The following is an 11752-nucleotide window of genomic DNA, read 5'->3' on the forward strand; positions in this document are numbered from 1 at the left end:
CGTCGATTTTCGAAGCGCTCTGCTGACAAAGGACGTTGCCTGCGCGCCAAGCCTTTTGCCGAAGCCTTCCCCGTAGCCACCGCTATCGCGCATTTAGTCACCACGATCACTTCGAATGGATGCGCATAATATGACAGCCATTCGGCGATGCAATATGTCGTAAAAGAATGTGCCTATCGCAAACGCTCGGATCGCTCACTTTGCCAGGGTGCACGGCCGTCATTGGCCGACCAGTCAATCACGCGTGAGGTTGTGATCCATTTGCGGCATGAAGCCCCGTTTGCAAGGATTTTCATGCGTATGACCAACATATCCATCCCAAAACGACTTTGCTTGCCGTCATCCTTCCATTAATCGGCAATGGTGTCCATGAAGGGCCTCGGATCTAGTATTTCCAGCGAAGCGATCGCCTATATCCTGCTGATGCAGGCTAAGGAGTTTTTCCGGACAGAAGCGGGCCACAGACCGGTGGGAATCTCGCATCCCGCTCCGTCCGCCCGCGATCCCCGACCAAACGTCGAAGAACACGACCGTAAGGGCACAAACCTCGGTCCTAAGCGTCTTGGTCGATCCTAACCAGGTGGCCGGGGCTGACTTCGCGATACTGGCGTGTGGGTGGGACGTAGTCGAGGGGACGAACCGGGCTTTTCAGCTCGTCAGCCGCGAGGTTTCGCCGGATACCGCGGCGGGCGGGATCGGGGACCGGCACTGCAGCTATTAGTTTCTTCGTATAGCTGTGCTGCGGATTGCCGAAGACCGCCGGACGCGGCCCGATTTCCACGATCTCGCCAAGATACATGACTGCGACCCGGTGGCTGAGGCGCTCGACGACGGCCATGTCGTGCGAGATGAACAGATAGGCCAGGTCGAGGCTCTTCTGCAGGTCCATCAGGAGATTGCAGACCTGCGCCTTGATCGAGACATCGAGCGCCGAAACGCTCTCGTCCGCCACGATGACCTTGGGATCAAGTGACAGTGCACGGGCAATGCAGATGCGCTGGCGTTGGCCGCCGGAGAATTCGTGCGGATAGCGGCTCATCATCTCCGCCTTCAGCCCGACCCGTTCCATGAGGTCGGCTGCCTTGTCGCGTGCCTGAGCGCGCGTTCCAAGGCCGTGTTCGCTGAAGGGTTCGGCGATCAAGGTGCCGACGCTCATGCGCGGGTTAAGGCTGGCAAAGGGATCCTGAAAGATCATCTGGATGTTGCGGCGCATGGTACGCAGGCTGGCGCCGTCGAGTTTCAGCACGTCCTTTCCCTCGAAGCGGACGCTGCCGGCCCGCGCATCGAGAAGGCGCATGATCGAGCGGCCGGTCGTGGACTTGCCGCAGCCGGATTCACCGACGAGCGAGAGTGTTTCGCCCTGGTGAAGGTCGAAGGAAACGTTCTCGACCGCGTGTATCGCACCGGTTTTGCGCCCGAGCAGGCCGCCGCGAATGTCGAAGCGGGTGACGAGCCCTTTGACTTCGAGGATCGGCTTCCTGTTATCGTCAACGGTTCGGCAAGCCTCTGCGGCCTCTTTCAGCTGGCCGGTCGCAGCGTCGACTACCGGGAATGGAAGCGGGCTTGCACGATCCGTCATCGAACCCAGACGCGGCACCGCTGAAAGCAGGGCGCGGGTATAGGGATGCCGACCGCGGTGGAAAACTTCTTCCGTCTTTCCTGTTTCAACGGCTTCGCCACGATACATGACGACGGTGCGGTCCGAAATCTCTGCTACCACGCCCATATCGTGGGTGATGAAAAGGACGGACATACCCTCCTCTTCCTGCAGCGTCTTTATGAGATCGAGGATCTGGCCCTGGATGGTGACATCGAGCGCGGTCGTCGGCTCGTCGGCAATCAACAACTTCGGACGCAGGGCCAGCGCCATGGCAATCATCACCCGCTGGCGCATGCCGCCGGAAAACTGGTGGGGATATTCGTCGAAGCGGGAGGCCGCATTCGGAATGCGGACCTTTTCGAGCAGACGGATCGTCTCAGCCCTGGCTTCCGCCGCCGAAAGATTGCCATGGCAGGTCAGTGCTTCGGAGATCTGCCGCCCGATGGTGAAGATCGGATTGAGCGAGGTCATCGGCTCCTGAAAGATCATCGCGACGTCCTTGCCGCGGACACCGCGCATCTCCTTGTCGGAGAGCGAAAGGAGATCCCTCCCATTGAGCAGGATGCGGCCTTCGACCCGACTGCTGCCTTTCGCAAGCAGCCGCATGATCGAGAGCGACGTAACGCTCTTGCCTGAGCCGCTTTCGCCGACGATGGCGACGGTCTCGCCTGGCATCACGTCGAAGGAGACGTCGCGCACGACCGGCCGCCAGGCGCCATCCACCCTGAACGACGTCGTCAGGCCGGAGACCGACAGGACGGGTGCCAGGCCTGCGGCGGGCTTGACGGCGGCTGCGGTTGTCATGGGCTCACCTTCCATTTGCATCAGGTCGCGGGTTTGAGCGGCGTGGCGAACGAGGCGGACGGTCTTCCGGCCGCCACGCGTTCCGCCTCCAGCCCTGCGATCCGCTCGTCGATTGCGCGCCGGTCGATCATGCCGCTCGGATTGTCCCGGGTCGGCATGGTCTCGGCGACATGCAGGTAGCGCTCCTGGGCAACGGCATAGAGCCGGTTGAGTTCGCCCAAGGGATCGGCGTGGTCGTCGACACGCAGATTGAGCCAGGCAAAATCCTGATCGCGATAGATGATGAGCGCTGTCGACTGCTTGCCGCGCTTGTCGCCGCCGGCGTCCTCGCCGGCCTGCATGGCTTCGAGCAGCTGTTCGGCCAGGGGTCTGCCCGCTGTCTTCTTGAAGGTGGAGAGCGTTTCGGCGATCACCTGCGGCCCCGCCAGCATGTTGCCGGCGACCGAGACGTTGTCGTCGACCAGATGGCCGGCCCAGTCGATGCACTTGGCGCCGGTGAAGGCCGCGTTGCGGCCCTTGGCATCGACGAGATGCAGCTGGCGCTGGTCCCGCCCCTCGTCGCGCCCAGTCAGAGCTGGAATGATCTCCTCCGGCGACTTGCCGGCGGCGAGCATGGCGAGGCCATCGGTGCCGTAGAGCGGGCTCACGAAGGCTTGCGTCGCGACCGCACCGACACGGCCGCGAATGTGCGGCACGACGCCGCCGACGGCGAAGAAGCGGGTGGCGACCGCGATCGCCAGATGGCCGGTTTCCGCTTCGCGGGCAACGATGGACCAGGTCATGGCGATTATCTCCCGACCGCGTAGGCCTGCATCAGGCGCGGCGTGGCGGCCGCGCGCAACAGTCCGTCGGCATCGCGCCGCGCCGCTGTCAGGCGCCCGACGGTCCATGGATCGGCAACCGTGAGCTGATGGCCCTTCTGGCGCAGCGCCTCGAGCGCTGCCGCGGGAAAGTTGGCTTCGGCCGTCAGGTCGCCCGGCGCCCGGGTGCGCGGATAGAAGGAGCCCGGGAAATGCGCGGTGTGGAAGAGCGGCTGGTCGATCGCTTCCTGCAGGTTCATGCCATGATGGACATAGCGCAGGAAGAAAGCGAGCTGCCACTGGTCCTGCTGGTCGCCGCCCGGCGTACCGAAGGCGAGTGTCGGCCGGCCTTCATGGAGGGCGATGGAAGGCGTTAGCGTCGTGCGTGGACGCTTGCCCGGGGCGAGCGACGACGGCAGACCCGGTTTCAGCCAGAACATCTGAGCGCGCGAATTGAGGCAGAAGCCGAGGCCGGGAACGATCGGCGAGGATTGCAGCCATCCGCCGGAAGGCGTCACCGACACCATGTTGCCTTCGCTGTCGATGACGTCGATATGCACGGTGTCGCCGCGCTTCTCGCTCAGATGCGCCATGGTCGGCTCGTAGACAGCACCCGTCTTGGCGCCTTCAAGCAGCGCCATGGTGGCATCGTACTGTGCCTCGAAGCCGGAAAGACGGCCGGGGCGCAGATCGAAGGAGGCTTCGTTCGTTATCAGCTTGCAGCGCTCGGCGGCATAGGCGTCCGACAGAAGCTCATCAAGCGGTACGTCGGTGAAATCAGGATCGCCATAATAGACCTCGCGGTCGGCATAGGCGAGCTTCATCGCCTCGACGACGGTGTGTACGAAATCTGGACCGGCCGGATCCATGGAGGCAAGATCGAAACCCTTCAGCAGCGACAGCGATTGCAGGAGTACTGGCCCCTGTCCCCACGGACCGGTCTTTGCGACCGTCCAGCCGTGATAGTCATAGGTGACGGGCGCCTCGACGGTCGCCTGCCAGTTCACCATGTCGTCCGCGCTCAGCACGCCCTTGTGGTGGCTGCCGCTCGCATCCATCACTTCCGCCTTGCGCAGGTAAGTGTCGATCGCCTCGGCGACGAAACCGCGATAGAAGGCGTCGCGCGCGGCTTCGATCTGCGCCTCGCGGCCGGACTTGCTCTCGGATTCCGAGACGATGCGCTTCCAGGTCTTAGCAAGCACGGGGTTCTTGAAGTTGGACCAGGGTGCCGGCGCAGAGCCGCCGGGCAACCAGGTTTCGAACGAGGTCGGCCATTCCTTTGCAAAGAAGTCGGCAAGGCCGGCGATGGTGGCCGAGACGCGCGGCAGCACGGGATGGCCGTTCTCAGCATAATAGATCGCCGGTTCGAGAACATCGCGGACGCTCAAGCGACCGTAGTCGCGCAGCATCAGCATCCAGCCATCGAAGGAGCCCGGAATGACGGTCGCGAGCAGACCGTCGCCGGGGATCATCTTCAGTCCCTCGTTCGTATAGTGCTCGATCGTGGCTCCGGCCGGCGCCGGCGCCTGGGCGCAGATGACCTCGACCTTGTCCTTCTTCTTCGAATAGATGATCGCCGGCAGGTCGCCGCCAGGGCCGACCAGATGCGGCTCGACGATCTGGAGTACGAAACCGGTCGCGACCGCCGCGTCGAAGGCGTTGCCGCCCTTTTCCAGGATGCTCATGCCGACGGCCGAGGCGATCCAGTGCGTCGAGGTGACGACGCCGAAGGTGCCGAGAATTTCGGGGCGGGTCGTGAACGTACTCATCTCAATTTCCTTTCGAAGAAATTACGTTTCCCGAGGGTCCAGCGCATCGCGCAGGCCGTCCCCGAGAAGATTGAAACCCATGACGACGAGAAAGATCGCCAGTCCCGGCCACAGCGCCATCCAGGGCGCCTGGTTGAGAAAGTTCTTGGCGACGTTGAGCATCGAACCCCAGCTCGGCGCAGGCGGCTGCTGGCCGAGACCGAGGAAGGACAGGCTTGCCTCGGCGATAATGGCGGTGGCGATCGTCAGCGTCGCCTGCACGAGGATAGGCGCAAAGACGTTCGGCAGGATGTAGCGTCTGATGATATTGAAGTGGCGAAGCCCGATGGCGCGCGCGCCTTCCACAAATTCCTCGGTCTTGACGGCGAGCGTCTGGCCACGCGTCAGCCGCACGAAGATCGGCATGGCCGAAAGCCCGATCGCGATCATCGCGTTGGAGAGGCTTGGCCCCAGGAAGGCGGCGAGCGCGATCGCCGTGATCAGGAACGGCATCGCCAGGAACGCCTCGATGATGCGCGAAATCACATGGTCGATCCAACCGCCGAAATAGCCGGCGATCAGGCCGAAGGGCACGCCGACGACAACCGCGATCGCCACCGAAAAGATGCCGGCCAGCAGCGATGCCCGGGCACCCCAGACCATGCGAGAAAGGATGTCGCGACCGAGATCGTCGGTGCCGAGAAGATGGGCAAGCGACGGCGCCTTGCGGATCGCCGACCAGCTCGTCGCCGCTGGGTCGGGTATCGGCAGCAGCGGCGCGGAGATCGCGACGACCGCAAAGAAGAGGACGATGACAAGGCCCGCAAGCGAGCCCTTGTTGGCCTTCATCTTGCGCCAGGCACGGTTTTGCGAACGCGGCTCGACTGCAGTGGCCGACTGCTCGATGGCGGTCATAGGGCGGTCCTCATGCGCGGGTTGAGCAGGACGTAAAGCACGTCGGCGACGAGATTCATCAGGATGAAGCCTGTCGCGGTACAGAGCACGATGCCCTGCACGACGGCATAGTCTCGGTTGAACACGGCATCGACGATCAGCTTGCCGAAGCCTGGAATGGTGAAGATCTGCTCGGTCAGAACAGCACCGGCAAGCAGCTCGCCGAAGAGAAGTGCGGTGACGGTGACGATGGGAAGCAGTGCGTTGCGGAAGGAATGCTGCAATACGACCGCCCCCTCCGACAGACCCTTGGCACGGGCGGTGCGGATATAGTCGGCGCTGAGCACGCTCAGCATCGAGGAGCGCGTATGGCGCATCAGCGTGGCTGCGAGCGCGTTGCCGAGAACGAACGCCGGCATGATCATTGTTTCGATCGAATGCAGTGGATCTTCGAAAAAGGGTGCGTAGCCCAAGGCCGGCAGCCAGCCGAGCTTTACCGAGATGAAGAGGATAAGCATGATGCCGAACCAGAAGTTCGGGATCGACAGGCCGCAGAGCGCGATAAAATTGGCGACGAGATCGAGCGCGGTGTTTTTCTTGACTGCAGCGAGTATGCCCATGGGGATGCCGATCAACAGTGCAAAGACGATCGACATCACGGCGAGCTGGATCGTCACCGGCAGCTTCTCGGCGATCAGCGTCGTCACTTCCTGGTTCGTCCTCAGCGAGATGCCGAGATCGCCCTTCACCGCACCCGCCAGCCAGTAGCCGTACTGGTAGACCACCGGATCGTTCAGCCGGTATTTTTCGCGCAAGAGCTCCAGCACTTGCGGACTGCGGTCCTCGCCGGCCATGGCCAGGACCGGATCACCCGGCAGAAGCTTCTGCAGCGAGAAGACGAAGACGGATATGATCAGCAGCGTCGGTATGGCAAGCAGCAGCCGCTTTCCGATGTAGGTGTACATGAGGAGATCCCGATGCTTGTCAGTCGCGTTGCAGGCGCCGCGCGGGAGAGACAGCCCCCGCGCGGCGTTTTCTGTTAGTCGGCCTTCTTCACGCCCACGAGGCGGATCATGCCGTCCGGTGACGGGACAAAGCCGGTGACTTTCTTGTTGTAGCCCCAGATCCAGGCCTGATGCCCGATGTAGACGATCGGCAGGTCCTCAGCGAGGATCTTGCCGGCCGCATCGTATTTCTGCTTGCGCACGGCATCGTCCTGCGACTGGCGGGCTTCGGAAAGCAGCTTGTCGACGTCGGTGTTGCTGTAGTGCATGTCGTTGAGGCCCGCGCCGGTGGTGTAGAACTGGTTGGTGTTGCCATCAGGATCGACGCGGCCGGACCAATCTGACCGGCTGACCTGATAGTTGCCGGCGGTCTGGTCGTTGAGCAGCGTGGCGAATTCGGTGGCCTTCAAGGTCACGTCGAACCCGGCTTCGGCGACCATCGACTGGATGATCTGCATCATCTGGGCGATGATCGGATCGTTGGCCATGTTGAGCTCGACCGGAACGCGGTCGAAGCCCGCTTCCTTGATCAGGGCCTTGGCCCTGTCGACGTCGCGGGCCGGAACCGGAAGATCTTTGTTGAACCATGGGCTCGAGGGCGGGAACGGCTGGTTGCCGGCGACACCCGTCCCGTCATAGACGATCTGCATTGCTGCTTCGCGGTCGATCGCCAGCGAGAAAGCCTTGCGAAGCCGCTTATCCTTGCCGAGGGGATTGTCGGCGCGGGCGCCGTTGCCGACGTTGAAGTAGATGCCGAGGTTGCCGATATTGACCTTGTCGACCATGTCCAGGTTGGAATCGCCCTTCACGGTCTCGACATCCGTCGGCGCCACGCGCTCGATCAGGTCGAGGTCGCCCGAGCGCAGGTTTGCGAGCCGCACCGCGCTATCCGGGATCGGCCGATAGGTGATCTTGTCGATGAAGATGTTGTCCTTGTTCCAATAGTCCTGGAACTTTTCGAGCACGATGCGGTCCTGTTGCACGCGTTCGACGAACTTGAACGGGCCGGAGCAGACCGGATGATCACCAAACTTGGCGCCGAGTTCCTTGGCGGCCTTCGGTGAGATCATCATGCCGGCGCGGTCGGAAAGCTTTGCGACCAGCGTAACATCCGGAGCCTTCAGCGTGAACTTCACCTCGTAGTCCCCTGTCGCCTCGACCTTGGAGACGGAGGAAAGCTCGCTCTTGCGGCGCGATTCCGGCAGGGTCATCGCGCGGGTGATATTGTCGACGACAGCCTGGGCATTGAAGGGCGTATCATCCTGGAATTTCACGCCCTGTCGCAGCGTCAGCGTCAGTTCCTTGCCGTCTGCGGACCATTTGTAATCCGTTGCCAGCTGCCCGACGATCTTGAGATCGGGAGTGACGTCGAACAGCTTGTCGCATAGCGCCGTGTAGACGATACGGCCGACGAACGAACGCGATTGCGCCGGATCCAAGACGTCAGCGTCATCGGCAAGGCCGATCTTCAGTTCGGCGGCAAAGGTCGGTAGCGCTAACAGGACGCTTGCGCCAAGAGTAGCAAGGAAGTTGGCAGTTTTCATCTCGTTCCCTCTTATGTTTGAACCAGTTTTCCGGGCCGGCTTCCCTGGCCGGCCGATTGTCAGGCGTCCAAAGCGGCTCCGTCCGCTTTTCGTTTCTCTTCGCTTCCCTCTTCCGGCAGATCGAAGGAGGTGACGCGGATGAGGCTTTCCTGCAGCATCAGCAGGTGCTGGCGCATCGCTTCGGCAGCGCGTAACGGATCCCGTTCGGCGATTGCGTCGATCACGGCGGCGTGCTGCGCATAAGCGCGCTCCTCCGTCTTATGGCTGCGGCGCGCCATTTCGCGGATCGCCTGCCAGGCGTCGTCCTGGCGGACGTGGTTGATGACGTCGAAGATTTCCAGAAAGAACTGATTGCCGGCGCTTTGGGCGATCAGCCGGTGCAGCGCGCCATCCCACAATTCGCGTGCGTCGGCATCCTCACTGGCGACGATCTTCTTCGTCAATTCACGCATGCGCTCGATGTCGGCTGGCTTGGCACGGACGGCAGCAAGTTGCGCCAGCTGCGGTTCTATTCGCAGCCGCACTTCCATGATTTCAAGAAAATTGGTTCCGGCGACGATAGCGCCGACGTGCCGGCTGAGCCCTTCGGCTCGCTGACCCGCGTAAGTCCCGGATCCCTGGCGGCGAGAAATCCTGCCCTCGGCATCAAGGACTTCCAGCGCCCGGCGAATAGCGCGGCGACTGACGCCGAACAGATCGGAGAGAGCACGCTCGGTCGGCAGCTTGCCGTCCGCAGGAAGATCGGAAGAGCTCAGCAGCTCTCGGAGCTTCTCGAGAGCATAAGTTGAATTTTCGGGTAGTCCTTGTACTGCCATTTTGCTTATTGGTTCGAACCAATTTCCAAGTGGTTCAAACTGCCCCGCAATCCGCGGTGGCGTCAATGCCAAAATTCATGAAAGTCGCAATTTTCTTGACTTCGTAAGGCAGTAGTTACGCTCGTAAGCTGGCATTTCACCTGCGGGCAGCGAAGGGCGCCCGATCACGTGCAACTTGAGCCGTCGAGAGCTAACCGTCTACGCCATACAGAGGATTTCGGGGCACGCAGCTTAGGTCTCGGACGCACCTTTCGCTCAGGCAGACGGTGTCAAAGTTCCAAGATGGCACGCCGTTCGATGCTGCGGCGGCCATAAAGTCGTTCGAACGCCGCCGCGATCGCGGGCTAATCCTGAGCTACATGCTAGCCAAAGTGGTTTCTCAAGAATGCTGTGTCGGGAGATCCCACGGATTTACGAGCGCCACTCCCATGCTTTCAAAATCCTTGACGTTGCGCGTGACAAGCGTCATCCGCCGCGTGAAGGCTGTCGCCGCAATATAGGCGTCATTGATTGGTTTGGGATTGGGAACATGCCATTGGGCCGCATGAACGGCCGTCGCCTCGTCCAGAGGCAGGATGCGGCCGGAAAATGCCGCAAGAACCGTATTTTCCAACCAGTTGCGCAGCACCTTCCCGGCGACGGCATCATTGTGCTCCACCAACCGAACGCCGATCTCCAGCTCGTGCAGGACTACGGATGAAATGAAGGTCTCGGCCGGATCGACCGTTTCGTTCCAAACGACGACATTGGGATCAGCTTTGCCACTCGCGACTTTGCGCAGTTCGGACACGACATTGGTATCGAGCAACAGCATCAGGATAGGTCAACCGACCGGGCATGTTCCGTGCGCTGCGGGAGCGGCAAGTCAACATCATCCGCTCCGGGCGCGGCCAGCATGTCACCGAGCGTCCGCATTTTACCGATAAGCCGCTTGTACTCATCGAACGACAGGAGGACATGCGCAGGCCGACCCCTGTCGGTGATGATCACAGGTCCATCCCTGGTGGCGCGCTTTGCGCGGCCAAGGTCCTGATTGAGTTCTCGGCCTGAAAGCATGGTAACGGTCATGACGAGCCTCCAAACTTTGTGGTTACGTAACCACATGTAGCTCGCGTAAACTGGAATTGCAAGGGGCAGGCCACTCGGGCTAAACTAAAACAGCCAAACTCGGCAATCCGCCGGAGCAGCGGAAAAGTCGGCAACGGCGGTGAGGTCGTATTCCGCGAACTTCTCATTGAAGTAGCGTTCCGAAAACGACAGGTTCTGCCGGTTGAAGGCGATGATCTTCTGGGTGCGCAGATCGTCGATGCTGATCTCGTCTTTGGCTGCCAGCGGATTGGCATGGTCAACTGCCAGGTAGTAGCGCTCATGCGCAAGCGAGACGAAGCGCAACGAGCCGATGTTTTCCACCGGGCGGATGAAGCCTAGATTGAGTTGGCCGGTCTCCAGGCCGCGGATGATCTCGCCGGTATTGCCCGACGCGATGTGGATGCGGACATCGGGATACTTGCGGGCGATCTTGGCAAGGAAGGTTGGCAGCATGCCCATGGTGGCCGGATAGATGCTGCCGATCCGGATCTGGCGGATGCGGCTGCCGCCGGCAGCCCGGGTCAGTTCGGTGGTCAGGTCGATGTCGCTCAAGATCCGCACACAGCGATCGTAGAAGGTTTCCCCTGCCCTGGTCAGTTCCACCCTTCTCGTCGAGCGGATGAACAGCGGACAGCCAAGCTCCCTTTCCAGCGACATCACATGGTTGCTGAGCGCCGGCTGGGCAATGTGCATCCTGGCTGCCGCCCGGCCGAAGTGCAGTTCCTCGGCCACCGCTTTGAAATAGGAGAGTTGGCGTAGTTCCATGGAATTAAATCCACACATTGTTCTATTGTATATCAACATATCGTACATAGACCCGTTGGGCTTGTCATGAACAAAATGTGGTATGGAACCATTTTCCGCGAATCTTAAAAGACGCGCCGAACAGCTCGGAATCTCAAATGCTGAAGTAGCAAGGCGAACTGGCCTGAGCGACCGACGGTACGGGAACTACGTCAGCGGGGCACGCGAGCCTGATCTTGCAACGCTTGTCCGGATCGCGACTATTTTGGGGACCTCCGTGGACGAACTGCTCGGGCTTGGTAACGAGGAACGCGTTCGAAGCGCCGACGAGGTTTTTCAAGAACGGATATCGGCAGCATTAAAAGCACTGCATCAAGAGGACCTTTCCAGATTGGTTGTCATGATCGAAGCGCTGGCGAAAGCAAACGGCACATTTGGCTCGCGGTAACGATATGCCACCTTAATGGCAAGTCGATCCGGCAAAGCAGACGATTATATGCAGCGAACTCGGGGTACTTGTATTCTCTACAATCGACCTCCGGGATTATCCAACAGCGCGACCTTATACATTGCGAGGCCGGTGCATCGGTTATGATGCACCGGCCTCGTTTGCCATTGAGGTGATTGCAACACCGCAGTGACGATGCGCAGAGCGGTTGGTCCTAGCGGGCCTGAACTTTCGTTCGTAAAAAAGCAGAACCCTTTGCGCA

At 61.0% G+C, this 11752-nt stretch carries 10 protein-coding genes and 2 pseudogenes; 2 read left to right on the top strand and 10 right to left on the bottom strand.

Features of this window, described 5'->3' with window-relative positions:
- Positions 1 to 553 precede the first annotated feature (553 nt).
- The 10 genes and pseudogenes from AC1DPR_RS25065 to AC1DPR_RS25110 form a co-directional block, all read right to left on the bottom strand.
- On the bottom strand, positions 554 to 2404 hold the full coding sequence (locus tag AC1DPR_RS25065; protein ID WP_477817364.1) for an ABC transporter ATP-binding protein: 1851 nt from the start codon (positions 2402 to 2404) through the stop codon (positions 554 to 556).
- Positions 2405 to 2424: 20 nt separating this feature from the next.
- Complete coding sequence (locus AC1DPR_RS25070) at positions 2425 to 3186, bottom strand: DUF1028 domain-containing protein (RefSeq protein WP_477817365.1); 762 nt, start codon at positions 3184 to 3186, stop codon at positions 2425 to 2427.
- A gap of 5 nt (positions 3187 to 3191) precedes the next feature.
- Positions 3192 to 4973 (bottom strand): gamma-glutamyltransferase family protein, encoded by a 1782-nt coding sequence (locus tag AC1DPR_RS25075; protein WP_477817366.1) that lies wholly within the window; start codon positions 4971 to 4973, stop codon positions 3192 to 3194.
- Between the two features lie 21 nt (positions 4974 to 4994).
- Complete coding sequence (locus AC1DPR_RS25080; protein WP_477817367.1) at positions 4995 to 5867, bottom strand: ABC transporter permease; 873 nt, start codon at positions 5865 to 5867, stop codon at positions 4995 to 4997.
- Positions 5864 to 6811: an ABC transporter permease gene (locus tag AC1DPR_RS25085; protein WP_477817368.1), complete on the bottom strand. Its 948-nt coding sequence runs from the start codon at positions 6809 to 6811 to the stop codon at positions 5864 to 5866. Before AC1DPR_RS25085 ends, AC1DPR_RS25080 begins: the two co-directional genes overlap by 4 nt.
- 74 nt (positions 6812 to 6885) lie before the next feature.
- Positions 6886 to 8394 carry an ABC transporter substrate-binding protein gene (locus tag AC1DPR_RS25090; protein ID WP_477817369.1) on the bottom strand — a complete coding sequence of 503 codons (1509 nt, stop codon included), beginning with the start codon at positions 8392 to 8394 and terminating at the stop codon, positions 6886 to 6888.
- A 59-nt stretch (positions 8395 to 8453) separates the two neighbouring features.
- The gene (locus tag AC1DPR_RS25095) at positions 8454 to 9209 is read right to left on the bottom strand and encodes a FadR/GntR family transcriptional regulator (protein WP_018858188.1); all 756 of its coding nucleotides are present in this window, start codon (positions 9207 to 9209) and stop codon (positions 8454 to 8456) included.
- A gap of 379 nt (positions 9210 to 9588) precedes the next feature.
- Entirely contained in the window at positions 9589 to 10023 is a 435-nt protein-coding gene (locus AC1DPR_RS25100; RefSeq protein ID WP_113164193.1) for a type II toxin-antitoxin system VapC family toxin, read from the bottom strand.
- Positions 10023 to 10277 (bottom strand): type II toxin-antitoxin system Phd/YefM family antitoxin, encoded by a 255-nt coding sequence (locus AC1DPR_RS25105; protein WP_062369244.1) that lies wholly within the window; start codon positions 10275 to 10277, stop codon positions 10023 to 10025. The genes AC1DPR_RS25100 and AC1DPR_RS25105 overlap by 1 nt, the downstream gene beginning before the upstream one ends.
- Positions 10278 to 10415: 138 nt before the next feature.
- Positions 10416 to 11063, bottom strand: a pseudogene (locus tag AC1DPR_RS25110) (LysR family transcriptional regulator); the annotation flags it as partial.
- An 82-nt stretch (positions 11064 to 11145) separates the two neighbouring features.
- On the opposite strand from AC1DPR_RS25110, the pseudogene AC1DPR_RS25115 reads away from it, so the two are divergent.
- A pseudogene (locus AC1DPR_RS25115) lies at positions 11146 to 11280 on the top strand (helix-turn-helix domain-containing protein); the annotation flags it as partial.
- A gap of 39 nt (positions 11281 to 11319) precedes the next feature.
- Positions 11320 to 11490, top strand: coding sequence for a hypothetical protein (locus AC1DPR_RS25120; protein WP_477817370.1), 171 nt, complete (start codon positions 11320 to 11322; stop codon positions 11488 to 11490).
- Positions 11491 to 11752 lie beyond the last annotated feature (262 nt).

It is taken from the genome of Rhizobium sp. 01T417, assembly GCF_056398905.1.

Coding starts and splice junctions, on each gene's coding strand:
- AC1DPR_RS25065 (WP_477817364.1), bottom strand. CDS start 2,404: ATGACAACCGCAGCCGCCGTCAAGCCCGCCGCAGGCCTGGCACCCGTC.
- AC1DPR_RS25070 (WP_477817365.1), bottom strand. CDS start 3,186: ATGACCTGGTCCATCGTTGCCCGCGAAGCGGAAACCGGCCATCTGGCG.
- AC1DPR_RS25075 (WP_477817366.1), bottom strand. CDS start 4,973: ATGAGTACGTTCACGACCCGCCCCGAAATTCTCGGCACCTTCGGCGTC.
- AC1DPR_RS25080 (WP_477817367.1), bottom strand. CDS start 5,867: ATGACCGCCATCGAGCAGTCGGCCACTGCAGTCGAGCCGCGTTCGCAA.
- AC1DPR_RS25085 (WP_477817368.1), bottom strand. CDS start 6,811: ATGTACACCTACATCGGAAAGCGGCTGCTGCTTGCCATACCGACGCTG.
- AC1DPR_RS25090 (WP_477817369.1), bottom strand. CDS start 8,394: ATGAAAACTGCCAACTTCCTTGCTACTCTTGGCGCAAGCGTCCTGTTA.
- AC1DPR_RS25095 (WP_018858188.1), bottom strand. CDS start 9,209: ATGGCAGTACAAGGACTACCCGAAAATTCAACTTATGCTCTCGAGAAG.
- AC1DPR_RS25100 (WP_113164193.1), bottom strand. CDS start 10,023: ATGCTGTTGCTCGATACCAATGTCGTGTCCGAACTGCGCAAAGTCGCG.
- AC1DPR_RS25105 (WP_062369244.1), bottom strand. CDS start 10,277: ATGACCGTTACCATGCTTTCAGGCCGAGAACTCAATCAGGACCTTGGC.